Origin of the sequence: Methylobacterium sp. Leaf466 (assembly GCF_001425565.1) — a bacterium.
GTDB lineage: Bacteria > Pseudomonadota > Alphaproteobacteria > Rhizobiales > Beijerinckiaceae > Methylobacterium.
Genome location: NZ_LMRC01000010.1, coordinates 36,144 through 62,850, shown reverse-complemented (window position 1 = coordinate 62,850; position 26,707 = coordinate 36,144). Strand labels below are relative to the sequence as shown.

Annotated in this window: 17 protein-coding genes and 1 pseudogene; 5 read left to right on the top strand and 13 right to left on the bottom strand. The window is 64.2% G+C overall.

The genetic code is table 11. The annotated features are described in order from the left end of the window. Positions 1 to 510: 510 nt before the first annotated feature. Positions 511 to 798 carry a hypothetical protein gene (locus ASG59_RS06145; RefSeq protein ID WP_156399135.1) on the bottom strand — a complete coding sequence of 96 codons (288 nt, stop codon included), beginning with the start codon at positions 796 to 798 and terminating at the stop codon, positions 511 to 513. A gap of 213 nt (positions 799 to 1,011) precedes the next feature. On the opposite strand from ASG59_RS06145, the gene ASG59_RS06140 reads away from it, so the two are divergent. The 3 genes from ASG59_RS06140 to ASG59_RS20330 all read left to right on the top strand — a co-directional run bounded on the left by ASG59_RS06140 (position 1,012) and on the right by ASG59_RS20330 (position 2,970). Further along, a complete protein-coding gene (locus ASG59_RS06140) occupies positions 1,012 to 1,617 on the top strand; it encodes a thermonuclease family protein (RefSeq protein ID WP_244475646.1) in 606 nt (201 codons plus the stop codon). A 107-nt stretch (positions 1,618 to 1,724) separates the two neighbouring features. Beyond that, on the top strand, positions 1,725 to 1,955 hold the full coding sequence (locus tag ASG59_RS06135; RefSeq protein WP_056407534.1) for a DUF2798 domain-containing protein: 231 nt from the start codon (positions 1,725 to 1,727) through the stop codon (positions 1,953 to 1,955). 550 nt (positions 1,956 to 2,505) lie between these two features. Further along, positions 2,506 to 2,970, top strand: a complete 465-nt coding sequence (locus ASG59_RS20330) for a hypothetical protein (RefSeq protein ID WP_156399134.1) — start codon at positions 2,506 to 2,508, stop codon at positions 2,968 to 2,970. Between the two features lie 629 nt (positions 2,971 to 3,599). On the opposite strand, the gene ASG59_RS20325 is transcribed toward ASG59_RS20330, so the two are convergent. The 9 genes from ASG59_RS20325 to ASG59_RS06095 form a co-directional block, all read right to left on the bottom strand. Further along, positions 3,600 to 3,839 carry a hypothetical protein gene (locus ASG59_RS20325; RefSeq protein WP_156399133.1) on the bottom strand — a complete coding sequence of 80 codons (240 nt, stop codon included), beginning with the start codon at positions 3,837 to 3,839 and terminating at the stop codon, positions 3,600 to 3,602. 136 nt (positions 3,840 to 3,975) lie between these two features. Continuing rightward, complete coding sequence (locus tag ASG59_RS06130) at positions 3,976 to 4,236, bottom strand: hypothetical protein (protein ID WP_056407531.1); 261 nt, start codon at positions 4,234 to 4,236, stop codon at positions 3,976 to 3,978. A 584-nt stretch (positions 4,237 to 4,820) separates the two neighbouring features. Continuing rightward, positions 4,821 to 5,087, bottom strand: a complete 267-nt coding sequence (locus ASG59_RS20320) for a hypothetical protein (protein WP_156399132.1) — start codon at positions 5,085 to 5,087, stop codon at positions 4,821 to 4,823. A 186-nt stretch (positions 5,088 to 5,273) separates the two neighbouring features. After that, a complete protein-coding gene (locus ASG59_RS06120) occupies positions 5,274 to 5,924 on the bottom strand; it encodes an SOS response-associated peptidase (protein WP_056407527.1) in 651 nt (216 codons plus the stop codon). Positions 5,925 to 6,197: 273 nt separating this feature from the next. Beyond that, a complete protein-coding gene (locus ASG59_RS06115; RefSeq protein ID WP_056407543.1) occupies positions 6,198 to 7,490 on the bottom strand; it encodes a Y-family DNA polymerase in 1,293 nt (430 codons plus the stop codon). Positions 7,491 to 7,612: 122 nt separating this feature from the next. Beyond that, positions 7,613 to 8,042: translesion error-prone DNA polymerase V autoproteolytic subunit (gene umuD / locus ASG59_RS20315; RefSeq protein WP_244475645.1), on the bottom strand; the 430-nt coding region annotated here is incomplete at its 3' end. 2 nt (positions 8,043 to 8,044) lie between these two features. Further along, a complete protein-coding gene (locus tag ASG59_RS06110) occupies positions 8,045 to 8,254 on the bottom strand; it encodes a hypothetical protein (RefSeq protein ID WP_156399131.1) in 210 nt (69 codons plus the stop codon). Positions 8,255 to 9,840: 1,586 nt separating this feature from the next. Continuing rightward, the coding region (locus ASG59_RS21190) for a pilus assembly protein TadG-related protein (protein ID WP_244475644.1) at positions 9,841 to 10,053 on the bottom strand (213 nt) is incomplete at its 3' end. A 902-nt stretch (positions 10,054 to 10,955) separates the two neighbouring features. Beyond that, positions 10,956 to 11,618, bottom strand: coding sequence for a recombinase family protein (locus ASG59_RS06095; protein ID WP_056407519.1), 663 nt, complete (start codon positions 11,616 to 11,618; stop codon positions 10,956 to 10,958). 97 nt (positions 11,619 to 11,715) lie between these two features. Here ASG59_RS06095 and ASG59_RS06090 point away from each other — a divergent pair. Both ASG59_RS06090 and ASG59_RS06085 read left to right on the top strand, forming a co-directional pair. After that, positions 11,716 to 12,510: pseudogene (locus tag ASG59_RS06090) on the top strand (IS110 family transposase); the annotation flags it as partial. A gap of 686 nt (positions 12,511 to 13,196) precedes the next feature. After that, entirely contained in the window at positions 13,197 to 22,373 is a 9,177-nt protein-coding gene (locus ASG59_RS06085) for a VCBS domain-containing protein (RefSeq protein ID WP_056407518.1), read from the top strand. A gap of 509 nt (positions 22,374 to 22,882) precedes the next feature. Here ASG59_RS06085 and ASG59_RS06080 read toward each other — a convergent pair. From ASG59_RS06080 to ASG59_RS06070, 3 genes are all read right to left on the bottom strand, one after another. Continuing rightward, positions 22,883 to 23,185: a hypothetical protein gene (locus tag ASG59_RS06080; protein ID WP_056407516.1), complete on the bottom strand. Its 303-nt coding sequence runs from the start codon at positions 23,183 to 23,185 to the stop codon at positions 22,883 to 22,885. Next, a complete protein-coding gene (locus ASG59_RS20305) occupies positions 23,182 to 23,796 on the bottom strand; it encodes an HGGxSTG domain-containing protein (RefSeq protein WP_156399129.1) in 615 nt (204 codons plus the stop codon). Before ASG59_RS20305 ends, ASG59_RS06080 begins: the two co-directional genes overlap by 4 nt. Before the next feature lie 338 nt (positions 23,797 to 24,134). Then, positions 24,135 to 26,660, bottom strand: a complete 2,526-nt coding sequence (locus ASG59_RS06070; protein WP_056407512.1) for a DUF5906 domain-containing protein — start codon at positions 26,658 to 26,660, stop codon at positions 24,135 to 24,137. Between the last annotated feature and the right edge of the window lie 47 nt (positions 26,661 to 26,707).

Sequence of the window (26,707 nt, the reverse complement as noted above, 5' to 3'; positions counted from 1 at the left end):
CCCTTCCGGCCGTACCGGAGAGCAGTCTGCGAGAACGAGGTTAGGGGGTCAGAATTGGACGCCGATCCCCCACCTCACGGGGTCAAAGTTGCACGCCGAAACACACTTTAGGCCCGATTCCTATGATCTAGTACGTCTCTCATCGCATGGGTAACAGGCAGCACCCGGCCCTTGCAGAGCTCGATGCACTCCGTGTTGATCGAAGCCGGTTACCGCCGAAAGGCGTTAGCGGTATCGACGACCTGCAAACGTGAATGAGAGTCAGCACGGCCATTTCGGCCTTCAAGCGCCCGCTCAAAGGTGCTCGACTTTCACGAGGAAGGCATGCACGTCGAGGTGCTCCGCGCCGTTAGGGGCGTACATGATCGGAGCGCCGTCCAGCCAGGCCGTCACTGCCTGCAGCGAGCCGAAGGTGTGCTCGATCTTGCTGAACAGCGGTGGCCGCTTCTCTGGGGAGTGGGTCGTCCAACAACTCGGCGCGCCAGACGGGAGCAGCGGTGCCCTGGCCGATCAGAGATCCGCTTTGTTCTCTGCGGCTACACGGATCGCATGCATGCGCAGCATCACTCGCTCGACCGCCGCCTTGGTGTACTCTTCGATCAGGTCCTCGGGCACCTCTCGTTCGCGTAGGTGTTGCGCTTCTTCCTGCAGACTCACACCGAGCGCCTCGAAGAGGTTCTGTACGTCGGCATCTTCTACGCTCCGACCGGTTAAGGCGTTAGCCAATTCATCGCCATACAGGTCCCCTGCCTTCAGACCGGCAGTGCGCCACTCGGCGAGGTCCTGCTCCGTCACCATGTCCAACCCTCAGCAGCGTTCAGCGCCGAGCACGGTGTCGGCAGGTGCTGTCTACACACGATGACAAAGAGAACCAGCGCACGCCAATTGCTTCTGAGACTGAATGTTCGAGTGATGCTGTGGTAGGAGGCTCGCATGCATCCATGGCCCTGCCTCCTCGTCCTACTCCTCGCCACGCCCGCCCTAGCCGAGCCGATCCTCGACTAGGCCTCGGTGATCGACGGCGACACGCTGGAGGTCCGCGGCACCCGCATCAGGCTCCACGGCATCGATGCGCCCGAGAGCGGCCAACGCTGCAAGGACGTGGCTGGAAAGGACTATCGGTGTGGCCAAGCCGCGGCCCTGGCGCTGGCCGACCGGATCGGCAAGCGGATTATCACCTGCGATCCGCGGGATGCCGACCGCTATGGCCGGATCGTGGCCGTGTGCAGGATCGGCAGCGAGGATCTGAATGCTTGGATGGCTCGTGAGGGCCACGCAGTCGCCTACCGACGCTACGCTGAGGACTATGTGAATGCCGAGCTGACGGCGAAGGCGCTTTGTCACGGCATCTGGGCCGGCACGTTCCAAGGCCCATACGAGTGGCGCCGTGCCCAACGCGCTGGCGGCGAGGACACACGGCCAGAGACCGTTACGCCGCCGACTGGCAAGAGCGGCTGCACAATCAAGGGCAACATTTCGGCCGGCGGCCAGCGGATCTATCACCTGCCTGGATCGCGCGATTATGCCCGCACCCGCGTCAACGACCGGGCCGGCGAGCGGATGTTCTGCACCGAAGATGAGGCGAAGGCCGCGGGGTGGCGACCAGCGCGAGGCTGACGCGCCCGTATGTCAGCCGGATCTGCTAAACGTTGGCATGAACAGAGCAGGGAGAGGAGCATGCCGCCTGCGCCAAGGCGAGAACGACGAAGGTTCGCATACCGACCATGCCAAAGATCTCCCGGCGGCATAGCCATTTCGTCTACGGCGTCCTTCAGTCCGGTTTGACGTGCGCCATCGCCGCGGCGATCGCGAGCTATCCTTTCCTCGTCGAAGGATCGTTTCTGAATCACTGGATCCGATCGTGGGTCCTCGCTTGGCTCACCATGCTGCCGATCGTGCTCCTGGCGCCGCCGCTGATCCGACGGCTCTCCGAGATGCTCACTGCCAACGATTAACTGAGCGGCCCTCTCGAAGCTTCTCGCGATGCTAAGCGCTCGAAGACGAGGCGGACGGGACACGGACATTTCGTTCAGCCCGCCCGCGATAGCAGCGAGGCTGACGGCGGCCGGCGTGACCAACAGCTTCGATAACACCAGCAACGACCAGCGCACGCAGTCCGTTCACATCAGCCAGACGGTGAACGGTGTGCCCGGCGGGGCCGCAGCCGCGGCAGAAGGCACCAAGAGCGGTCTAGCCTCGATGGGCGCCAGCGTCGCGAGAGCGATGCAGACCATGGTGGGTCTCACAATGCGGGAGGGGTGCGCGGCGGACGGCCGGCTAGGAATAGGGGTGGACCTACGGGAATCCGTAGGGTCAGCGCCGCGTCAGGCGGTCGAACAGCCGCCGGCCCACCCGAGCTCAAGGCGATGGGTTCTGCGGGGGAAGGGACGGCACCTCGCGGGCGGGGTCCGTCTCGCGGCTTTGATAAAGGAGGGCCGCCCTTTAGGTATCAGGCGCTCAAGTGTTCGTATCTTTGGTACTGATTCGCAGAGGATGGGCTGTTAGATGCCGAGAGCGCCAAAAAAGACCGGGAACGCTGGCTCTGCCGAAAACCCATTCTTACTTGCGGTCTCAGAAGTATTGCGTCCCGGTTTTTATAATAGAGACGTCGTCGGCGTTAAGCTGACTGACCAAAACGGTTCCCAAATAAACTTTACGGCAAGCCCCAAGCAGCTTGATGAAATGTGGCACATACTGAACGCCAGCTTGGCGGGTCGACACAAACTAATCTCTCAACACGGACTTCCCGGCGAGGTTCGGAAAGCAACTAGAAATCAGTTCGACGCAATTATGGTAGATGTTGCAATTCTGTCGGACAAACAAAATGCACATTTAACTTTTCATTCAAATGGATTTGAAAAACAACACGTAAGTCTATCTCTTGAGGTACTAAAATCATTTTATGATGCTATTGGCCGGTCTTTAAAAGATCTTGAAATGCTTGACCCTAAAAAACAGAAGCTTTCATGATCCTTGGTCCTTGATGGAACAGCTGCGCGTTGTAGCGGAACTGTTGTGACAATTGGTCAATCCTTCATAGTATTCGTAGGAGGTGCCAACAGCTTCTGAGGGCCATTAATATGTGTTGGACTTGGTGCAGGTGCGCTAGGATCTTTCTGCCAGCCAAGTCTACCCTCTGCTAACCCATGCTCAAGAAAATGGATTAGCGGATTAAGTCCATTCTGCTTCACATCGGGATTTGCAGCAAGATATCCGGTTGTGCTGAAGCCAGCACTTGGATCTCGCCCCTCTAACCAACCTATTGCTAGGTAATGTGCTAGAGGACCTTCGGGGTAAATCTGCGTATCGCGATACCAATACCTATAATACACTCCGTCAAAGCCAGGGAGTGGCGTTTGCAGCGGGTATGACTTGGGGCGAGATAAGAGACTTGAGAGGCGGTGCGGCAGCTTCATGCGGATCTCATGTGTTGGTCGCCATAAGGGTCATCTCTATGGCCGTTCGATCTTGTACGGCGTGCCGACGTCGAGCATCGGGCTTTCACTTACGTCCGATAGCCTTACGCCTTCAGGTGCTTGATGAGCACTAAGACGCCATCGCTGACTTCTCTCCGAACGGCTCTTCACCGTTTCGCTCGATCAGGTTGACGCTTTCGGCTTCGATTTGGCTAGCTTGGCCTGCTTAGCTGCATCCTTTGCGGCAGCGTCGTCGGCATCTCGTGCCAACCGCTCAGCCTTCAAGCGAACGATCTGATCGTCACGGGCCGTCTCTCGCACCCTTACCTCTTCCCAAACCTGCCCTGCGGTCTCGGCTTTCTCGGCCGCTTTGGCAGCGCGGGTTTCAGCACGATCCTGACTGCCGCTTTTGTCCTGGGTCATTAGCGATTCTTCCACATGTGCGCCCCCATCACGCTCGTGGGGTGGGGCTTCAGCGATTGTCACGGGCGTGGGAGCCGCACCCCTGGCCCCTCACCATTCTGCTCGATGAAGATGACGCCTGCTGCTTCGAGGGCGGTCAATGGCCTGCGGGAGCGTCCTCGGTGAATGACTTGATGCCGTCCTCGACAACCACGCGCTCGAACGCCTCGTAGGCGTTCAGATCGCTCTCGAACGTCTCGTCCCACACGATGTGGCTGCGATCGATGCCCACGACCTCCAGCGTCCATTCATCCTTGGTCCCGGCGAACCGGTAGATGTGAACCGTCACCGTGTGGCCGTCGCGGGTGATCGCGCCGCCAAGTGGCGAGTGCTCGATTTTTGGATCCGGAATGGCCATAGGCGACGCTCCTAGGTTTCGCTGCCTTCATCTTGCCGCTTCTGCAGGCGCACGCCAGCCCCGCCGCGGCGGGTGCCGGGCAGGGCTCTGGTGGGTAGACGGTTCGCCCGGCCTCTCCAGCCTTGCGCAGAACTACATCTATTTTTCTGGATCGCTCAGTTCGTGGGATTGGGCTTCCGATCGACTTTGCACCGTACTTCGGTTGATCCACCCGTCGGGGTTTGTGTATCGGCCAAACTAAGGATGTCCATCGCCCTTCTCGCGCATCCTTGAATACCAGAACTTCCTTCAAATACTGTCTCGACTTGCTTCGGCGCTTCGCCTGGAATACCTACGATCACGAGAAGCGTGACAACAATGACATCCATCCAAGCAAGTCCTTTAGCGACTGTAATCGGCCATTGTTAGAGCATTGGGCTGCCCTCATCAACATGGTAAAAAATTGCAGACACTGACTGGTGAGATATGATAGATAAATTAAATACCATTATCGAACGATATTTGATTTTCGATTTGTAATGATGATATGGATCGTCGCTAAATCTAGTGGATATAAGTCAATATTAAATGACGCAGACTTAGATCTATTGTCCTTTCAGGCCTTGAAAAGGACGCAGCGCCCAAGCCAGTTGTTCAGCGCCGTCCGGGTCAGGATCGTCTCGCTCCACAGCGGAGCCGGAAGCTTCCTCATCACCCAGGTCCTGCACGATCTGGTTCAGCAGCGGCGGGATCGCCTGTCCATAATCCTTGAGAAGCAAGGAGGCCTTCAGCAAGGCCAGGATGCCATCCCGTGAAACCGGCCGCGCCATGATCTGATTATCGAGCAACCGCTCAGTGAGCAGGTGCGCCATGCGGGCAATCTCTGCCAGCCGTTCGGCTTTGTATGGGACGTCGGCTTCGAACGTCGGGCCTTCACTCACTTCAGGTAGCCCTTCGCTTTCAGGTGCTTGGTGGACATCACACTCCGCCTTCCATCGTCCTCAGCCAAGCCCTGCGCCGGTTGATGAAGATGAAGCCATTGGCACGGTCAGCGCAACTCACGCCGGATCCCTTCGCGGTCCAGTGGCCACGATCTTCATGGCTTCGTCCGGCAGCGGCCGCTGAAGCTCTAGCGCGACCTCGGTCGGTCCCTCCAGCCAGGTGCGCCATTCCTCAGGCGTCGTCAGCAGCACCGGCATAGCTTTGGGATGGACAGGGCCGACGATCCCGTTCGTCTCGCAGGTGAGAAAGGAGAACAGCCGGTGTTCGGCCTCTTCGCGGTCGGGGTTCTCCGCCTTGGTGCCGCGAACGCCCGTCCAGGGCCGCCAGATGCCGGCAAAGGCGAACGGCGGCCGGTCCTCGTCGAGGGCGAACCACGTCGGCGTCTTCCTGGGCTTGGTATCGGCGTATTCCGAGAACGAGGAAACCGGCACGAGGCAGCGATACTCCGGCTTGAGCCAGGGACGCCAATGCGGGCTCTTCACGTTGCGCACGTTGGTGACCGGGTGTTCGCCGAACTGTTTGGGGCCCGGGATGCCCCATCGGAACATCTCCATCACCCGCTCGCCACCGTCGAGCCGGACGATCGGTGCGCGCTGGTCCGGGAAGATGGCTGGCAGCGCCGGCGGGTTGCCGGTCCGATCCTGCACCACGCCAAATGCTTCGCGGATTTCCGCTTGCGAGGTGATCAAGCTGTAGAGGTTGCACATCGGCTCAGGTTCTCGACGGCAGGCCCCGTGGGCCCACCAAGCCCAAAGTATCGATCTTGGCGCGGCATGCCATGCCGTACTGGTCTGAAGTACGGCTACCGGGCTCGCGCTGATAGCGGCATGTCTGGGTCAGCTTCAGGTAGACGTCCCAAATCGAGGCATGCTCGCCGAAGCGACGGCGCAGCCTATCGAGCCGGTAGACGCCACGTCGCCGGCAGGGATCGCAAGCGATCTCGATCTGTTGGGCTAGGATGTCGCAAAGTCGCTCCATCGCTAGGCGCGCGCCGTCGGCAATTCGGCCACCTGTGTCGTGTAGCGCGGACTACGCATCTCGAACTTCGTCGACCACGTCCGCTTCGCCGCGAGCCCGGCCCGCGCCGGCACGACGCTGCCACGGCCGAATCGGGCATTGCAGGCGTCCATGGCCGCCATGAGGGGGCCGCTGCGCTCCCGGTCGAGCTGGCCGATCAGCGCCCGCGGGCTGGCGTCCAGCAGCATCAGGTCGGTGGTGACGACGCCGGCCTTCGAGTAGCGCCAAGGGCGATCGTCCGGTGGCTCGCGCCAGGTGCGCTCGACGCCGCGCCGCGCCGCTGCGATCAGCGCGAGCGTGTCGTTCGTCGCCTCCGGCAGCGTCACGGTAGTGGAGACCGACCGCATGGGGTCGCCGCGGTCGTGAGTGCTGGTGTGGTAGAAGACGGTGACGTGGGACGTGCCGAGACCGCCCCGCCGGAGCTTCTCGCCGAGGCGGGTCGCGTGCGCCGCCACCGCCTGCTCCAGCACCGCGCGTTCGGCAACGCGTCGGGAGAACGAGCGGGTCACGGCGCAGCCCTTGCGCTGGGCCGGCATCAGTTCAAGCGGCAGGCAGGACAGCCCGCGTAGCTCGTAGATTATGCGCTCGCCCACCACCGTCATCGCTGTGCGCACCGGACGGGGGTCGAGGTCGCGCAGGTCCGCCACCGAATCGACGCCCATGGCTTCGAGCTTGGCGAGCGACGCCCGTCCGATGCCCCAGACCTCGCCGACGTGGATGCGGCAGAGCCAGGCCGCCCGCTCGTCCTCGTCGGTGAGGTCGCAGACGCCATTGAGGTCGGGGATGGACTTGGCGATGTGGTTGGCGAGCTTGGCCAGGGTCTTCGTCGGCCCGATCCCGACGCACGTCGGAATGCCGGTCCAGGCCCGGACCGTCGCCCGCAGATCGCGGGCGAGCTCGCCGCGCCGGTCGGGATGCACGTCGGAAAGGTCCAGGAAGCTCTCGTCGATCGAGTAGATCTCCACCGCTGGCGCGAAGTCGCGGTAGACCGCGTTCGTGCGGGCCGACATGTCGCCATAGAGGGTGTAGTTCGACGAGAAGACCCGCACCCCGTCCCGCCGGCACTGCTCGCGGATCTTGAAGAAGGGGTCGCCCATCTTGATCCCGAGCGCCTTGGCCTCGGCAGTCCGGGCGATGGCGCAGCCATCGTTGTTGGACAGCACGATCACCGGCACCCGGGCGAGCTTGGGGTCGAACACCCGCTCGCAGGAGCAGTAGAAGCTGTTGCCGTCAATCAGCGCGATTGCGCTGCTCATCGCACCAGTCCGGCGCGCGCGACGTGCCAGCGGATCGTGAAGCGGACCACGCCCCAGATCTCGCCCTCGGCCGCCTCCTGGACGGCGAAAGCCGGCAGGTCCGGATTGTCGAAAGCCAGCCNCGTGCCAGCGGATCGTGAAGCGGACCACGCCCCAGATCTCGCCCTCGGCCGCCTCCTGGACGGCGAAAGCCGGCAGGTCCGGATTGTCGAAAGCCAGCCACGCCACGCTGCTCTCGATGCGCAGCCGCTTGATCGACATCTCGCCGTCGATCGCAGCCACGACCACGCTGCCGTTGCCGGCCTTCAGGCTGCGGTCCACAACCGCGAGGTCGCGGTCGAAGATGCCGGCGGCCCGCATCGAATCGCCAGAGATGTTCCAGGCGAAGGTGGCCGGCGGATTGGGCGCGAGCCACCGCGGCAGCTCCAATGCTCCTTCGAGGAAATCGTCGGCTGGTGACGGGAAGCCAGCGCAAAGCGCCGCGCCCATGATTGGGATCAGGACGAGACCAGTGGCATCCGGGGCAATCTCGACGATCTGACGGACTTGCATGGTCAGGCCGCGGCCGCGGGCAATTCGCCTCTGACATAACCGCGAGAGACGGCGCGCAGGGCCTCGGACAGCTTGGCTTCGATCGCCAAGCGGTCGCTCACTGCCCAGCGCAACGCCTGATCGAGGTCACCCTGCACCGCCTCGATGTAGGCAGTCGCCGTGACCTCGACCTCGCACATGTCCATCATCGTGGCGATCTGCGCTGGTGTCATCGACCTGCCTCCGTTGAGAACGAAAGCAGAACGCACGCCAACTGCGGCGTCGTCAAACCAGCCGCAGAGGCCCTGTGGACAACGGGGAAAAAGGCAAACGAATCATTGCTAGGGGGAGCGTCACGCTGCCGGCTTGGCGAGCCTTGATGGCCGACGACGAGACCGGTGAGCTGGAAGGCGTCACCATCCTGGGAAGGTTCGGCGAGATCCCGGAGGATTTCGCCGACAGCTTGCAGGGCGGATAGAGACTAAACTGGGATCAGTTTGACAGCACGGTATCAGCCGAGCTCGGGCCGACGCCCTCGGGGACGGGGATATCGGTGGTGCCGTAGCGGGCGTTGAGGACGAGGTCGGGCCCGTCGTAGAGGTTGATCATCCGGGCTTCTTCGAGTCGATGATCAGGCGTCCGGCAGGTAGGTAGATGGTCCCGAGGAGGGTGCGGGCTTCGTTGCTGATGATCCGGTACTCGCGCAGGCCAACGACGGCTCCAAGCAGGGCCGGCACGGGTCCCTTACCGCTGAGGGGTGGCGGTAGCGGCAGGAGGTTAATCAGGGCGCGGTCCTCGAAGAACAGCAGGCCCGCCATGATGCCGTCCTTGGGCGCGGTGAGGCTGATGATACTGGCCTCGTCGAACAGCAGGCCCGCGCGCAGGCCGGTGAAGTAGAAGCCGGTGTTGGTGCCAGTGAACGACGACCCCTTGTCCACCACCAGGGGGCCGCTGGACATGATGTAGATGCCGGGCTTGAGCGTGACCTTGGCACCCTTGGTGATGTGCAGGCCGCCGCAATAGGTGCCCGGCTCCAGGGTCGCCGTGGTGCTGACCACCTGGGTGCCGTAGAGCGGGCTGTCGATCCCGTCGANCCTTGGTGATGTGCAGGCCGCCGCAATAGGTGCCCGGCTCCAGGGTCGCCGTGGTGCTGACCACCTGGGTGCCGTAGAGCGGGCTGTCGATCCCGTCGATCAACATTTTGGGGTTGTACCAGAGCGGCAGGATCTTGCAGAAGCCGAGCGGCGGCCCAGCGCGGTCAGCGAGCGGGTCCTTGAGGACCGGGCAGTCGGTGGCCGGCGGCGGCATGAAGCTCGCCATGTTGCCGGTGTAGCCTCCGGCCGAACAGGTCGAGACCGCTCGGGCGATTGCTGCGCTCTCACCTTGGATACCGGCCACGCTGCGTGAGTTCGAATACAGTGAGCAGTCGGTTGCGGTAATCCGTGCAGACGACTCGAGGCGGAAGGCACCTGCAGCATAAGGATCCAACGCCAGCAGGCATAGGCGCGTCGTCCCCGACAGCTTGGCCGTCGATTGCACCTTGATCGTCATCTCGGACATCGAGAGCAGCTTGCCCATGGCCAGGGGCACGGTCTCGGTGAGCGTGACCTGCACGCTCGAATGGTTCCCGAGCACCTGCGCCGCGGCCTGAAGCGTGGCGCCGGCGGTGGCCTGCACCGCCGCCTGGGTCTGGGCGGTGGCGATCGCCACCTGCACGGAAGAGGCGTCGTCGGCATTGGCGAGCTTGAACTGGTTGACCCCGGCGATGCTGCCGCTGTCGGCGGCCCGCTGGAGTTCGCCGCGCCGCTTGACGATGGANAGAGGCGTCGTCGGCATTGGCGAGCTTGAACTGGTTGACCCCGGCGATGCTGCCGCTGTCGGCGGCCCGCTGGAGTTCGCCGCGCCGCTTGACGATGGAGCCGTATTCGAGGGCCGCCGCGCTCATGGCCAGCAGGATCGGCAGCGAAAGCGCGAAGATCAGCATCACGCCGCCGTCGCGATTACCGGCCGCGTCCCTCAACCAACGGATCATTCCACGCACTCCTTRTGGAGACGAGGTAGCGATGGAAGGCTCTGCGATTCCGTGAAGNGGCCAGCAGGATCGGCAGCGAAAGCGCGAAGATCAGCATCACGCCGCCGTCGCGATTACCGGCCGCGTCCCTCAACCAACGGATCATTCCACGCACTCCTTGTGGAGACGAGGTAGCGATGGAAGGCTCTGCGATTCCGTGAAGACAAAGGTCGATTTTTCGAGGATTTCCCGAAAGACGAACAAAGCGTTAGCGTAATCGGATATTTGCCATGGCCTGCCGATGTCACCGGAGCGATGTCGTCAGCGCGGCAACATCGTTTCCAGCACCGCGACAGGCGGGAATCCGCGACCGAAACGACGGAGCGTTAGCGTCAGGCCGTATCCGGGGGGACGGGCGAGCGCCATGCGCGCCCGGCTCTCCTCGGCCCGTTCGGCCGAATTGAGGGAACCGTCGGTCGTATCGATCGTCGCCAGCAGGGCCGCTACGCAGCGCGGGTCCAAGTGCCGGCCGGCCTCTGCTCCGACAGGAAGGCGAGGGCCTCCTCGCGCGGCCAGGCCGCTTTGTAGGGCCGCGCCGAGGTAAGGGTGTCGACTCGGCTACAGCCATCACGCCGGATCTGTATGTCTAAAGTTCTCGGCGGACCGCATTTTTCTTTTAACGACTGACGCCGCTGCGGCGATGGCATTTGGTCTACCCCCCGGGGGTCGGTTAGGGCCGGGGGCAGGGTTGGGTGCCGACCCGGCCGGTGCGGCCGCGGCGAGGCATGGCGGTGGCCAACAGAGCTAGAGAAGGCACTTCGTTCGGTCCTGGCTACTCCGGCGCCCCGCGCCCCGCCGCGGCCGTCACGGCGCTTCGTAGGCCACGTCGAAGCCAGCTCGAGCGTGGTGCACCTTCGTGCCAGCTAGGCCGCCCGGTCGAGGATGCGAGACACCTGAACGGCGCTCCATGCTCCACCGCGCGCCGTCGTCACCCCGCGTGCGTTCAAGGCGCGGGCGATCCCTGCCAGCGTGGTGATCCCGGCGCCCCTGATCTGTTCAATGATTGGTAGCACGTTGGCACGTCGCGCTTGTGCGGCCGCGCTCCACGCCGCGTTGCCTGCGCTCTGCGCCTCACGGAGGTTCGTTCGGTTGCCGAGCTTCACTCCCTGCGCCTTGCGCTCGGCAAGAGCTGCACGGGTGCGTGAGGCGATCAAGGCGCGCTCTTTCTCGGCCACGGCCGCGTAGATGTGGAGCATGAAGGGATCAACGTCGTGGCCTAGCTCTGCCACGACGAAGCGTGCTTCCTTCCTGTTCATCAGGGTGCTGATGAACTCCACCTTGCGCGACAACCGATCGAGCTTCGACACCACGACCCACGCGCCGTGCTTGCGTGCGAACGCCTGCGCCTTGGCAAGCTCGGGTCTGGCGTCATCACCACCAGACAGCACGTCGGTGAACGTGGCGATGATCTCGCCGGCCTGCGCCTGGACGAATGCGCGGATCGTGGTGGCCTGTGCGTCGAGACCAAGGCCTGACTTACCCTGCTCTCCCGTGCTGACCCGGCGATACTCGACGTATGCGACCATTTTCCTAGTCCCTGCGGCAGCTCGATCCCGCGGAGACAACTGTATATGTCCGTTTTGAATTGTTACGCAAACGGTTTCTGGCCGTTCGGCGGCGATCGCGGCCATGAAGACGATGCCCAACAAGACTGACCGCAACGATGCCCGCGCGCTTGCCCAGATCATGCGCACGGGCTGGTACCGGCAGGTTCACGTGAAGTCGCGTCAGTCCCGGCTTTGGCGTTCGTTGCTGGTGGCCCGGCGCACCGTGCTCAACGAAATGCGAGCCATCGAGAATGTGGTGCGGGCGATCCTGCGAGAGGGCGGGATCAAGCTCGGCACCCCGGCCCGTGCCGCCTTTGCCGGGCGGGTGCGCGAAATAGCGGGCGACGATCCCCTGATCCTGCCGCTTCTCACGCCCCTGCTGGCGATCCTGGCCACAATGCTGGAGCAGCTCGATCGGCTGACCCGGCAGGTCCTCGCCATCGTGCGCGGCGAGGCGGTCTGCCGGCGGCTGATGAGTGTGCCGGGCGTCGGCCCGATCACCGCGCTGGCCTTCCGCGCCACCATCGATGAGCCGGAGCGGTTCCGGCGGTCCCGGAACGTCGGGGCGCATCTCGGCCTGACACCGTCTCGCTACCAGTCGGGCGAGACCGACATCCAGGGCAAGGTCAGCCGCTGCGGCGACGAACTGGCCCGTACCGCGCTATACCAGGCGGCCCATTCCCTGCTGACGCGCTCGCGCAAATGCTCGAGCCTGCGCGCCAGGGGGATGCAGGTCGCCAAACACCGTGGCATGGCGCGGGCCCGCGTGGCGGTTGCGCGTAAGCTCGCCGTCATCTTCCATCGGATGTGGAGCGACGGGACCGAGTTCCGCTTCGGCAAGGAGCCGGCAGCGGCCGTCGCAGCCGCCTGATCGAGACACGCCTGCTGAAGCGAACTGGACGACGGCAGGCCAGACTTCACCCGCGAGGGTGACCCGGATCGTTCCCGTGGGGACGATGGGTGAGGCGATCTCGTTGAGAGTCCCGAACCGGTCCGCGTCAGCAGACGAGGTCGTGAAACAGATTGAGACGCCTCGCTCTCCTGACCCCATCATGCGGCGGCCTCGCGCCGACCGCGAAGAGAAGCGCGTGACCCGCGGAAGCGATACAGCCGGAACCCGAAAACGTCGATCAGGAGAAGCTTGCCTCACGAACCCCAATCAGAGAGGCTCTGATATGCGCCGTCGCCTTTTTTGCGATACTTCAATAATCGGGGCGCTGACGCGATCGCGAGGCCCATGGCACGGCGCCCCCAAGCTCGTTAACAAAACTTTAAACTTACTGTTGCGTGCCCATCGGCGCTTGGATAGTTGTTGCTGGCGGTATGTTGTTGGCGGGGGCGCTGGCTTAGGGCCTGGACTGATCTTTTCACGCAATCCGAGCGATTCAGTTGCGGCGCGATGTAATAGCGCTTCGCTAGAAGGTTGAGTTGCCTCGCATATCGTAACGGGCACGCGCCATTTTGGTCTGGTCATCGCGACCAGAACTGACCAACTGTGCCCTGATCGTCCAAGCACCTTAGGGCTGTCGTTCTCGCACTCGATTGGCGAGGCCTGTGATGACGATCTTTTTCCCGGTTCCCGGCAGCAACGGCACCTCTGGCAACGACGTCCTGGTCGGACGCGAGGGCCGCAACGACTCGATCAGCGGCGGGCGCGGCGACGACAGGATCACCGGCCTGTCGGGCAACGACAATCTGCGCGGCGACGAGGGCAACGACTATCTCGACGGCGGCAGCGGCAACGACAAGCTCTCCGGCGGCACGGGCGGCGACACGCTGATCGGCGGCCTCGGCAATGACGACCTCGACGGTGGGGACGGCAACGACCGGCTCGAGGGCGGCGACGGCAATGACAGCCTTGACGGCGGCAAGGGCGACGACACGCTGATCGGCGGGGCCGGCAATGACTGTCTGCGCGGCGGTGAGGGCAACGACCTGCTCGATGGCGGCTCCGGCAATGACGACATCCGCGGCGACAAGGGCAACGATGTCCTACTCGGCGGTAGCGGCAACGACGAGCTCGACGGCGACGCCGGCAACGACGTCCTTGATGCTGGCTCGGGCAGCGACAAGGTCGACGGCGGCAGCGGCAACGACACCGCGATCTACCGCATGAGCGAGAACGCCGGCGCCTGCGACGAGTATGACGGCGGCTCGGGCACGGACACGCTGCAGCTCGAATTCACCCGCGCCGAATGGCTGAGGACCGACGTCCAGGCCGACATCGCGCGGTTCCTTTCATTCCTGAGCCAGCGCAATGCGCCCTGGTGGTGCTGGGATCGCGACGATTTCGAGTTCCGCGCCTTCAACCTCGAGGTCGAGGATTTCGAGAACCTGCGCATCGTCGTCGATGGAGTGGAGCTCAATCCGGCGGACGAGGCCGTCGATGCGCGCAATGACAGCTTCGGGCTCAATGAGGGGGGCTCGGTCTCCGGCTCGGTGCTGACCAACGACATCGTGCCCGATCTCGTCTCCTCGGTCACGCTGCTGTCTGGTCCCTCCGCCAGCAGCCTCGTCTTCAATCCCGACGGCAGCTTCTCCTATAGCGCCGGAACGGCCTTCGAGTGGCTCGCGGCCGGACAGACGGCCCAGGTCTCCTTCAGCTATCGCGTCAAGGATGCCGATGGCGACAGCGACACCGCGGTCGTCACGCTGACGATCACCGGTGCGAATGACGCGCCGATCATCACCGGCGCGATCGCGGTGCGCACCATCAGCGAGGATTCTGTCGCTCCGACGCTGTCGGCGACCGGCACGATCAGCTTCGACGACATCGACCTCGCCGACACGCACAGCGTCAGCAGCACGGCCGCCGCCGGCAATGCACTAGGCGGCGCGCTCGTCGTCAGCGTCACGGATGCGGCGACAAGCGCCGGCGACGGCACGGTGACGTGGAGCTATTCGCTGCCGACAGCGGCAGCCCAGTTGCTGGCGCAAGGCCAGAGCGCGACCGAGACCTTCACGGTCACCATCAATGATGGCCAGGGTGGCACGGTTTCGCAGTCCGTGACCGTCACCATCACCGGCACCAACGACGCGCCCGTGCTGGGCGTCGAGAGGGTGTCGGCCGACGTCACCGAACTGGGCTCCAACGCCGATGCCGGCACGATCGCGACCGCGGGCACGATCGCCTTCACCGATGTCGATGCCGCCGACAACGCCCATGTCGTGGCCGTGACGCCTGCCGCCGGCGTGCTCGGCGCGCTGAGCGCCACGAAGACCGCCTCCTCCGCCAACGGCGCGACCGGTCAGATCGCCTGGAGCTACAGCGTCGATGCGGCTTCCGTGGCCTATCTCGCCGCCGGCGAGACCCGCACCGAGAGCTTCACCATCACCCTGCGCGACCGCGCGACGGGCGGGCTGACCGACACGGCAACGGTGACGGTCACCGTCACAGGCACGAACGACGCGCCGGTGATCGCGCTGGTTCCCGGCGAGACCACCGAGGTTGTGGGCGGAGAGACGGCGGTGCGCCGTTCGCTGACCGAGACGAACGCGGCGCTGGCGACCAGCGGCACGCTGAGCGTGTCAGACTCCGACGTCTCCGACATCGTCAGCGCCACGGTCGTGGGCGTGAGCGGCGGCGGCGGCGGCTACAACCTCGCCAATGCGCTGGGCTTCCTGACCCTCTCGACGCCGCAGATCCTGGACGCGGGCGAGACCTCCGACACGCTCGGCTGGAGCTTCGACACCGGCTCCGAGAGCTTCGACTTCCTGACGGCGGGCTTCCAAGTCCGCCTGACCTACACCATCCGCGTCACCGACAGCCAGGGCGCGACCGACGACCAGCTCGTCACCATCCTGATCACCGGCACCAACGACGCGCCCGTGCTGGGCACGGTCGATTCGACCGGTTCGGTCACCGAAGACGCCAAAACTCCCACACTATCGACCGCCGGCACGATCCGCTTCGACGACGTCGATCTGGCCGATGCTCACGGCGTGACGGTCGCGGCGTCTAGCACCAACACGCTCGGCGGGATGTTGAGCGCCGTCATCGGCGACAGCGCCACAGGGGCCGGCGGCGGCGCGGTCAACTGGACCTACAGCCTAAATAATGTCGCCGCACAGCTTCTGGCGCAGGACGAGGTCCGGACCGAGAGCTTCACGGTCACGATCAGCGATGGTCGAGGAGGCAGCGTCGCGCAAGTCGTGACCGTTTCGGTGACGGGAACCAACGACGCTCCGGTTATTTATCTTGGCTTCCCAGACGGCGGGACGTTGACAGAGTTCGTCGACGGAAGCCCTGACGAAGGGCTTCCCGACCGCACTTATTTCGACGACGGCCGGCAAGGCGGTGCCTATAATCTCTACGATTTCGACCTGTCGGATACCCATACCGCGACAGCGACTTCGCTTGACCCCACCAACCTCGGCTCAGTCACGGTTTCCGCTGTCGGCACGTCCCCGGGTTCGGGGTATTTCGGGCCGGCTTGGCAGAATCTTGGCTTCAGCTGGGTCTACAAGGTCGATGACGGGGCTCTTGACTACCTGTCGGCCGGGCAGGTGCGAGAGGAGACGTTCCGTCTTGCGGTCGACGATGGCAATGGTGGCATCGCCACGCGCGACATTGTCATAACCCTTGTCGGGACCAATGATGGTCCGGTATTTGGTTCTTTGGATTCGACCGGTGCGGTCACCGAAGACGCCACGACTCCCACTCTGTCGACCGCAGGCACGATCCACTTCGACGACGTCGATCTCGCGGATGGCCACACTGTGACGGTCGCGGCCTCGGGCACGAACCTGCTCGGCGGCCTGTTGACGGCGGTGATTTCCGAAGCAGCCACCGGAGCTGGAGACGGATCGGTCACCTGGACCTACGACCTCGACAACGCCGCCGCGCAGCTTCTGGCCGAAAACGAGGTCCGGACGGAGAGTTTCACCGTCACGATCGGCGATGGCCAGGGCGGCAGTGTCTCGCAGGTCGTGACCGTCACCATCACCGGCACCAATGACGGCCCGGTCGCCGTCGCCGACAGCGGCGCGGTCAGCGAGGCCGGCGTGAACCCGGGCGATACGCGGTTCCCGGGCGACGCCTCGGCCATCGGCAACGTGCTCGCCAACGACACCGATGCCGACGCGGCCGACGCGCTGACGGTCACTGCCGTCAATGGGTTGGCCGGCAATGTCGGCGGTCCGATCGGGGGAACCTACGGTTCTCTGACGCTCAACGCCGACGGCAGCTACAGCTACGCGCTCGACAACGCCGACGCCGACACCAATGCGCTGGCGCAGGGGGAGGCGGCGAGCGACGTGTTCACCTACACGGTGACCGACAGCGCAGGCGCGACATCGCAAGCGAGCCTGACCATCGCTATCACCGGCACCAACGACGCGCCGGTCGTCTCCGACGCGGTGACGAGCGATCTGAGCAATCTGGCTCTGAACTTCAGCCAGCCCGCCTTTGTCGGCGGGCGTGCAGTTGCTCCGAGCGTTGCGCTGACGGGGCTTGCCGTAAGCGCGGAAGATTCGGTCACGGTCGAGTTCTGGATGAATATCGGCCCGAATTCCGGGTCGGCCATGCCGTTTGGCTTCAACGTCTATGACATCTACCTGCCGGTTCTGGCCGGCGGCGTCCAGGCGATCGGCTTCAACACCGGAACCGGCGACACCTTCGGCACGGCTTCGCCGGGAACAGGCTGGCACCATATCGCCGCGGTTTTCGACAATGGCTCGATCACCCAAAATAAGCTGTACGTCGACAGCGTGCAGCAGGTTTTGTCGCAGCTTTCCGGGGCGCCGGCCTCGGTCAACGACGTCTTGTCCAACGATGCGCGGATCGGCGGATGGCTCGTCAACCCGGCATACTCCTTCAATGGCCAGCTCGACGAGGTCCGCATCTGGCGCGGAGAGCGCTCGGCGGCCGAGATCGCCGAGAACATGAATACGCGCATCGAGGGCGCGCAGCTCGGCCTCGTCGCAGCCTATTCGTTCGAGGAGGCGGGCAACGGCCCCGGCGGCGTCAGCGATACATCCGGCAACGGCCGCGACGGCACGTTCCGGGCCTTGAGCACCGCCGACATCGTCGCCGGCCTCACACTCATCACCGACGGCACCCTGCCCGAGGGCCATACCGGCCGGCTCGACATCTCGGCAAGCGACGCCGAGGACGATACGCTGACTTATAGCTGGACGCAGCAGTCCGGCCCGGCCGTCACGCTGGCGAACGCCAGCGCGCAGGACCTTGTCTTCACCGCGCCCGGCGAGGTTGGCGCCGCGACCGATGTCGTCTTCGAGGTCGCCGTCTCCGATGGCTCCGCCACGACGACAAGGCAATACACCGTCACGCTTCTCCCGGTGAACGATGCGCCTGTCGCGGTCGCCGATACGGGCACGGCGGTCGAGGCCGGTTTCCTGCCGGTCGGCGCCGACGCCACCGGCAACGTGCTCGCCAACGACAGCGACGCCGACCTCGGCGACAGCAAGACCGTCCTCGCTGTCAACGGCGCGGCCGGCTCGGTCGGCGTGTCTGTCGCCGGGGCTTACGGAGCGCTGACGCTGCTCGCCAATGGCACCTACGTCTATGCCGTCAACAACGCCAATGCGGCCGTGAACGGACTCCAGCTCGGCCAGAGCCTGAACGAGAGCTTCAGCTATACGGTGATCGACTCCGCCGGAGCGATCGCCACGACCACGCTCACGATCACCGTACAGGGCACCAACGACGCGCCCGTCGCCGTGGCCGACACGAATGCCGGTGATCCGGTCGTCGAGGCCGGCGTCGGCCCCGGCAACGCGCCGGTTGCCGGCGACGCCACGGCGTCGGGCAACTTCCTGGCCAACGACAGCGATGTCGATGTGTTGGACACGAAGACGGTGACGCTGGTCAACGGCCAGCCGGCCACCCCCGGTGCGATCATCGCCGGAGTCTACGGCGCGCTCACGCTGGGCGCGAATGGCGGCTGGAGCTACCAGCTCGACAACGCCGATGCCGACACCAACGCATTGGCGGCGGGCGCGACGGCCAATGAGGTCTTCAGCTACCAGATGCGCGACGTGGCGGGACTGACGCAGTCTTCGACCCTGACCATCGCGATCGCCGGCACGAATGATGGCCCCGTCGCCCGTCCCGAAGCGTTCTACAGCTTCGGCGACGACTTCAACGACAGCAATCTCGCGGGCTGGACGACCGTGCCCTTCGCCGGCTCTGGCGCAGCCCAGTGGAGTGTAAACGCCCAGCGCGCCGCCGAGGGGGCGGACGCCTTCACCGGCTTCCTGAAGGCCGATCTGTCGGCTGCCGACATCGCCAACCTCTCGACGGCGCGGGCCTATTCGTTCGCGGCGGATCTGAGTGCCGATTCCGGCCAGTCCGGCATCAACGATATCGGCCTCGTCTTCGGCTACGAGGACGGATCGAACTTCTTCCGCGTCCGCTGGATCGATCTGGCGACGAACTATTCGACGCGGACGAGTTATCGCGACTTCGTGCTCGAGCAAGTGTCGGGCGGCGTCGTGACGACGCTGGCGCTCGCAGACAACCAGCTGTTCCCGCCGAGCTTCCGGGTCACGATCGACGTCGATCCCGTCACGGGCACGCAGGTTCTTGTCGACGGCGCCGTCCTTCTGACCAGCGCGGCAAACTCGCCACTGCGCGAGTTCGGACTTTACACGCGCGACGTCGATTCGACGGTGTTCTTCGACAATGTCGCCGTTCGCGCCTATCCGGCACTTGCGACCACTGAGAACGCGCCGCTGACACTTTCGGCTGACGCGCTGCTGGCCAACGACAGCGACGTCGATGCGGGCGCGGTGCTCTCGATCGTCTCGGCGTCGGCCACGACGGCGGGCGCGGTCGCCAGCGTCGTCAACGGCGACATCCTCTTCACGCCGGGCACGGCCTTCGACCATCTCGCGGCCGGCCAGACCGCCGACGAGGTCATCACCTACACTGTCTCCGACGAGCATGGCGCGACGGCCACCACGACGGCGACGATCCGGGTGACTGGAACGAACGACGCGCCCGGGGCTGTCGCGGCCGGCCTCAGCGTGGCCGAAAACGCACTCGGCGCGCTCGTCGCGACCTTCACGGTTGGAGATGTCGATACCGCCGCTGGACTCGCCTTCCGCGTGCTCGACGGAGCGAGTGTCGATCCGCGCTTTGTGGTGACGCCCGCCGCCAGTACGGTCGCCGGCCAGCCCGGCTCCTACGAGATCCGCCTCGCCGCCGGGCAGAGCCTCAATTTCGAGGCCGAGCACGCCGACGGCGCGCCGACGATCATCCGCACCATTGAGGTCGATGACGGCCAAGGCGCGAACAATCTCGCCACGGCGGGCTTCACCGTCACGGTCACCGACGTGCCCGAAGCGCCGACCGCGACAGACGATCTGTTCGCGACGGCGGAGGACACGACCGTCACCGTCTCGGTTGCGCAGCTTACCGACAACGACGTCAACCCGCCGGGCGCTCAGGCCTTGACGATCACAGCCGTGTCGGGCGCGGTGAACGGGACGGTCTCGCTCGTAGGAAGCGTCGTGACCTTCACGCCGGCCGCCAGTTTCAGCGGGCAGGCCGCGTTCGACTATACGCTCGCCAATGGCGCGGGCACGGATGTGGGGAGGGTCGCGATCGATGTTGCGCCTGTGGCGGATGCGCCGGTCTCGACCGTGCCTGTCGGCGCTGGGCTGGCCGGCATGGGCCTTGTGTCGCAATGGACGGACTTCGAAACGCAGAGCGGCGAACTTCCTGTCAAGGTCTGGGGCAACAGCGACGTCGTCAACGCCGACAGGGTCGGACTCAGCGTGACTTTCGCCAACGGCCTGGCAGGAACGGTCACCTATAGCGGCGTCTCCGGAAAATGGAACAGTATTTTTCAAGGAATTTCAGCAGACACCGCGACGGGCTTCTTTACAGGCGCTCAAGATCTTCACTTTCTTTATAACAGCACAGCTTCTCTGCCGATGGCGTGGTTGAGCTTTACGATGCAATTCTCGAACAACTTCGATCTTGACTATAACAACCAGCTCGGTTCGCATTTCCGGGCCAGTGTCGGGGGGTGGGGATCGGCGGTATTTAAGGCCTACAGTTCAGCTGTTGCCGCCCCCGGTGTTGGCGGAGGCGAAGACACCGCCATCGCCATCCCGGTTTCCGCCACACTCGCCGACACCGACGGCTCCGAGACGATCACCGGCCTCTCGCTCTCGGGCGCACCCGTCGGCGCGACGCTCTCCGATGGGACCAACACCATCGTCTCCACCGGCGCGGCGATCTCCCTGCTCGGCTGGAACCTCGCAGGCCTGACCTTCCAGGCGCCGGCCGACGCCAACGGAACCTACACTCTGACGCTGGAGACGCAGGTCACGGACTCAGCCACGCTCTCCACCGGCGCAGCCAGCGACGTCGCGAGCTTCAGCAAGAGCTTCGACGTGGTGGTGAACCCGGTCAACGACGCGCCAGTTGTCGCCGGCGTCGATGCGGTGCTCGCCTATACCGAGAACCAGTCGCCGACGGTCATCGACGGCACCATCACCCTGACCGACGCGGACGATGCGTCTCTCGACGGCGCGACGGTCCAGATTTCCGGCAATTTCGCGTCGAACCAGGACGTACTCGGCTTCGTCGATCAAAACGGGATCACCAAAGTCAGCTACACAGGCGGCGTTCTCACGCTGACCGGCCAAGCCACCAAAGCGCAGTATGAGGCGGCTCTCGAAAGCGTGACCTACCACAACACGTCCGAAAACCCGTCCACACTCGCTCGCACCATCAGCTATTCAGTCAGCGACGGTGATCTGACGAGCAATGCCGGTACTGCCAGGGTCAATGTGTCTCGGGTCAACGACGCGCCGGTCGGCGCCAACATTACATATGCGATCTTGGAGGATGCGCGCAGCACCGTTTACCTTGCTCTTTCCGCGACCGACCCGGACTCCAGCAACCTCACCTTCAGCAACGTCCAGCAAATCTCGGGACCGGATGTCAGGACCGCACCGGGCATCAACCCGGACGACGCGGACCCGCGCACATTCGACTTTGTCGTGTGGGACAACTACGAATACCTCGCGGCCGGCCAAACGGAGCAGGCGGTCTACAGCTACCAGGTGAGCGACGGTCAGGTGACGGGTACCGGCAGTGTCACGATCACGATCAACGGGGTCAACGACGCGCCGGTGTTCCGGATCGAGCCCTATGCCTTCAGCTTCGCCGAGAACAACGCGATGGGGGCCGCGATCGGGTCGGTGCTGGCGACCGATGTCGATGCCGGCGACACCGTGCGCTATGCCATCACCGGGGGGAACACGAACAACTGGTTCGCGATCAACGAACTGACCGGCGCGATTACGACCTCGCACGCCTTCGACTTCGAGACGGACCCCGCCACTTACAATCTCGCGGTGGAGGCGCGCGACCGTGTGACCGGCGGGCTCACGGATACCACGGCAGTGACCATCGCGATCACGGACGTGGCCGATTCATTTCGGTATGTCGGCTCATATGCAGTATCGAGCGGTCCAAACTGGGGCTCAAATCCTCCAGTGTTGTCAGCCAAGGAAGCAGCGGCCGCCGTATTCGGCGGCGTCGCTTCCAATTATGCGGTGTCGGTAAATCCATCAACCATCACCGGGACCGGCTGGTATGACGGCTGGGGCAAGCCGTGGACTGTTTTCGACGACGACTTCAAGCAGGACGCTCCGCCAGCGGGCTATTACGCGCCATCCGGCGATGCATGGTCGGCTTATGTCTCCGATCACGTAGACTTCTCAAAGATCAACTATGTTTGGGAGCTCTCCTGAAAGCCCGGCTCCAGGGAGCCGGGCGATCTAAGCAGGTTGTGATGCCCCCTCCGGCCCACCGCCGATGGCGCTTGCGAAAACAAGCGGGATAGCCGCCGATCGGGATAGCGGTCGCGCGCCGTTGCGCGGCCATCCGCCCGGCGGCGCGGATATTCGCGGCTTGTCCGAAGCCGGGCGCAGGCTCGAGGTCAATTTGCGGGAATGATTCTTCGCTCGGTGTGTCCCATAAGCCAATAGCGGGGAAGGAACCCTTCAGATGAAAGGGGGTGGTGGAACAGGTCAGCTGTCATCGGCTGCGCCGCCGGGGGCACGAGGGTGAGCATCGACATGATCGCAGAGCTGCCTTGGCCTCGTTCAGCGGCCGGCTGTCGCCCGGAAGGCCCGAACGTTAGAAGGCTGCTTTGCAAATTACTGTATGCCAACAGCAAAGATCGATTTAATTTATGAAGATTCAGTATTGTACGTTTTGTATGTCAGTGTTGCCGGACATAATATACAAAAGTGACTGCCTATCCAAAGACATCGGGCTCGCTTTCATTAAGCGCAGCCTCGCGTCGCCGCAGCCGGTCAAGCAAAGCGTTCGTTTCCTCGTAGGTCATCTCCTCCATCGGCTTGTCCAGATCAGGACCAGGTTTGCCGTCATGGCCGGCGACCCGGAGCAGCGAGTTGATCGCTGATGCCTTGGCCGTGGCCGAGGCTTTAGGGTCTCGGCAGATGGCGAGGGCGGTCTCGTAGGCGACCACGGCCCCCTCGAACTCCATCCGCTCGCGCAGCTCGTGCCGGGCTTCCTCGACGGTTTTGCCGTAGCTCATGCGAATACGTCTCCGTTGTCGGCCGGGGTCGCCGGCTGTTGGATCTCGGCCAAGCGACGCTCAAGCGTGGCCAGCATCGCATCGATGGCGGCGGCCTCGTCGCTACGCGTGACCGGCTCGGGTCTTGCCAGGATCTCGCGAATGGCCCTGATCTGTGCCGCCTCGCTCCGGGCCGCGGCGCGCCCGCCCGCCGATCCCGGCTGGTGGGTCCGCTGCCATGCGGCGTAGCGAGCGGCTTCCTCGGGCGTCATCGCCGCCCTGCGATCCATGAGCCGCTTCGTGCGCTCCCGCAGATCCGAAAGTTTGCGATCGAGCTTGGCCGCCCCGTCCGGCGTGTCGGCCTTCGGGTACTGAACGACGTGCCAAGCCTTGCCCGAGGGGGTTTTTCCTCCGTGCCAGGCACAACGGCCGTTCGCGAGCGGCAGGTTCCTGCAGGGCTCGCCGTCCGACTTCTTCCTCGCGCCGCACTTCGCAGCCGCGCGCCGCCGCGCGTTGATGCGCAGACAGGTCTGGCGGCCAATGTCTCTGAACCGGGCCGAGGACCACCACGCGCGCTGCCGTGGCGTCGGCCTCCTTTTGGGCGGACCGCGGCGTCTCATGAAACGCCCCATAGGGGTATCGGCCGCTTCAGAGGCTTTTTACCGGGTCGGGCTTTTTGGCCCACGTGGTCCGTGCTGGATCTCCGGATAGCGCCTCGCCTGGACCGGGCTAAGATACTGGTTTCTCTATATATTCTTTCTTCTGGTCCAAGTGGTCCAAGTGGTCCAAGTGGTCCAAGGAAAAAAGGATATTGCAACCTCATCACATACCTACCCTGGGGCTGGTGGCAGCTTGGGCGGCCCGTACGCCTCTGTGCTGACTAGGCATTCGTGCACGGACCACCTGGACCACCTGGTACACCTTTGATTTCGTTGTATTTTTCTGGGCCATGCGTCGGGCCTGGTCCAGGCTAACCGTGGACTACAGCGCTAAAGGCGTCAGGCATCCCGTAGTGAGCGCACCAGGACCGCCGACAAGTCTCTAAGTCTGGGAAGCGGTACACCCTGTATCGGCCGCCTTCAGCGCGCCGCCGCACATCGATCTTGGCGTCGTCGGGCAGGAGTTCCCGCAGTCGGCGCCCGATGTGCTCCTCCGACCATTCGTTCTCGTAGCGGTGTCGCGACAGCCAATTCCGGTACGCCGCGTAGAAGTTCTTCCGGTCGATTTCCCGGCCCGCGCCGTCCTCATCCCAGAACGCACCTTCCTCCAATTGGTCGTGCCACCAGCCATCGAAGTTGCGCAGGCTCGCCCGCTTCTGATCCCGGAGCCCCTCCGTGTTGGGGACGTTCCGCACCTCGAAATCCGAGATGTCGACCTGCTGCAGGTAGGCCAGGAGGGCAGCGGCTCCGCCGTTGTTCCGTTCCCGCCAGATTGCGTCGAAGTACGGGATGTCCTGACGCCTCGCCGAACTGACGGTGCAAACGAAGAAGCGCCGTTCGTCGGCGGAGGCGGGAACGACCCAATGTTCGTTCGACGTCATCAGCACGCGCAGCTTCGACCGCACGGTGAAGAGCGTCACGCCTTTGAACTCGGCCGCCAGCGTGGGCGATGTGATGAGCGACTTCAGCGCCCCTTCGCCGGCCCTCGATCCCGCCCACAACGCCTCTTCCACGTGCAGCAACAGGACATTCATCAGGTGCCCGGTGAAGCGGCCCGTGACCTGCTCCTGCTGAGACACGCCGAAACGCAGGCCCGGCATCATCGCATCGAGGTAATACGCCAGCGTGTCCTTGCCGGTGCCCTTCTCGCCCTTCAGCACGACACAGACCCCGGGCTTGTCCCCCGGCCGCTGGACCATGTGGGCGAGCCACCCGACGAGGTAACGGAACGCCTGGTCATCGCCCGCACAGAGAATGTCGCGGATGTGCGCCAGGATGAGGCTGCAGGAGCCGCCCGCGGCCGCCGCTCCGCCCGACGGCTGGAACCCCGGCCACAGGTTGAACACCCCCTCAGGCAGGCCGCCTTCGGGCGCGAAGTCGATTCCCTTCACGAACTGGCGTCGGAAGGGGCTCCTCCACCAGAGTTGCCCGACGGTAATTTCCTTGTTGCCGATGAGCACGGTGTCGTTCGCGTATCGGCTCTCGAACGAGGCGCGCGCTGAGAACGAGAATTTGCCGCCTCCGTCTTCGTTCAGCACCACCGCGTCACCCTTGTTCATGACAAAGGCGTGGATTCGGTTCAGGCGCTGGACGTAGTCGGGCGCGTCCGTGTCGTTCGCGGCGGTGCGCTGCGCACCTTCCGGGGCGCTCGCCGCTTCCGCTGGCGCGTCCTGTCCGGGGCCGTCAACCGGGGCTTCCCAGACCGCCGCCACGTCGACCGGCTCGCGCATCGGAATGGCGATGTGAGGGCTGTGGAGCTGCGCCAGACGGAAGAGCGTGCCAGCGGACAGATTGTCCGGCGGGGAGCGGTGCCAGTGGCCCCATCGCTCCTCGACGGCGTCCGGGTCGTATTTCGCCTCGTTCTTAGCGCTGTACGCGTCGAAGGCTTCCTGCCCTTCGGCCGACCCGTGCGAGGCGTCGAAGAAGGCCATGCCCCTGTGGCTCCAGTCGCTCCATTGGAGGCCGTCGGGGTTATCGATCGCCGCGGCCAGTGCGTTGAGCGAAGCCGGCCCCAGGGGCTGCGGTGTCTTGAAGCCTTCGCCGCGTGCCCGCCTCTCGCCGCCCATCTGAGTGAGGTCGATCCCCTCGATATCGGCGGCCATCTCGATGTACGCCTTGGCGTCCGTGAGACTGATCTCGGTCGGGGTTTCCCTGATAACCGCACACAGCCTTGGCGCGGCTTTCGTGTGCCACGACCCCGGCCAGCGCATCGGATGAGACATGGGCGGCGCACTCCCGTCGCCGCCACACAGGCGCGTCAGGCCTCGCCGCACCTCCTTGAGCCGAGACAGATCCTCCGGAGTCGTTGCGGCCTCGGTGAGCCGCCAGTAGGCGTGCAGCTTGTCTTCGGGACCGTTGGGGCCGATCCACACCCCGCCGGACCGGATGAGAAGCGTCGGCTCCCCTAAGATCCCGGTGGCCTTGCTCAGCATCTCCAGTGGCCGCTCGTCGAGCTCCAGAGAGATGACAAGGCAGGCGATGACGTTGTCCTCGGCTGCCCGAAGATTGCCCTTCCACTTCTTGTCTCCGAACACGCAGACCGGCGGGGCGAAGACCGACGCCTTGTCGTCCGTCCAGTTGGCAACCTCTGTGGCGAAGGCGGTCGCTGCCGACGCCAGTCCAGCTTCGTACTTGCGCCACCGGATGTCCGGCTTCCCGTTGTCCCCGTTGGGGAAGGCGCGGAACGCCACGTAACCGTGACCTGGCTCGATGCCGAAGAAGGCCACGCGGATGAAAGTGCGGATATCCGCGAAATTGGCTTGCAACTTGCCGCTGACGGGCCGCACGTCTTGGATATTGCCCGGTGTCGGGTCTTCGGCTACACCAGCGTTGAACATCGTAAGTCCTTGAACATCGAAGCTAAACGGCCAGGCGCCCCGCCCCG

Bases quoted from the DNA above. Each gene is read 5' to 3' on its own strand.
- ASG59_RS06110 (WP_156399131.1), bottom strand. From the start codon at position 8,254: ATGACACCAGCGCAGATCGCCACGATGATGGACATGTGCGAGGTCGAG.
- ASG59_RS06085 (WP_056407518.1), top strand. From the start codon at position 13,197: ATGACGATCTTTTTCCCGGTTCCCGGCAGCAACGGCACCTCTGGCAAC.
- ASG59_RS20325 (WP_156399133.1), bottom strand. From the start codon at position 3,839: ATGACCCAGGACAAAAGCGGCAGTCAGGATCGTGCTGAAACCCGCGCT.
- ASG59_RS06120 (WP_056407527.1), bottom strand. From the start codon at position 5,924: ATGTGCAACCTCTACAGCTTGATCACCTCGCAAGCGGAAATCCGCGAA.
- ASG59_RS06145 (WP_156399135.1), bottom strand. From the start codon at position 798: ATGGTGACGGAGCAGGACCTCGCCGAGTGGCGCACTGCCGGTCTGAAG.
- ASG59_RS20330 (WP_156399134.1), top strand. From the start codon at position 2,506: ATGCCGAGAGCGCCAAAAAAGACCGGGAACGCTGGCTCTGCCGAAAAC.
- ASG59_RS06080 (WP_056407516.1), bottom strand. From the start codon at position 23,185: ATGAGCTACGGCAAAACCGTCGAGGAAGCCCGGCACGAGCTGCGCGAG.
- ASG59_RS06130 (WP_056407531.1), bottom strand. From the start codon at position 4,236: ATGGCCATTCCGGATCCAAAAATCGAGCACTCGCCACTTGGCGGCGCG.
- ASG59_RS06095 (WP_056407519.1), bottom strand. From the start codon at position 11,618: ATGGTCGCATACGTCGAGTATCGCCGGGTCAGCACGGGAGAGCAGGGT.
- ASG59_RS06115 (WP_056407543.1), bottom strand. From the start codon at position 7,490: ATGAGCAGCGCAATCGCGCTGATTGACGGCAACAGCTTCTACTGCTCC.
- ASG59_RS20305 (WP_156399129.1), bottom strand. From the start codon at position 23,796: ATGGGGCGTTTCATGAGACGCCGCGGTCCGCCCAAAAGGAGGCCGACG.
- ASG59_RS20320 (WP_156399132.1), bottom strand. From the start codon at position 5,087: ATGGCGCACCTGCTCACTGAGCGGTTGCTCGATAATCAGATCATGGCG.
- ASG59_RS06135 (WP_056407534.1), top strand. From the start codon at position 1,725: ATGCCAAAGATCTCCCGGCGGCATAGCCATTTCGTCTACGGCGTCCTT.
- ASG59_RS06070 (WP_056407512.1), bottom strand. From the start codon at position 26,660: ATGTTCAACGCTGGTGTAGCCGAAGACCCGACACCGGGCAATATCCAA.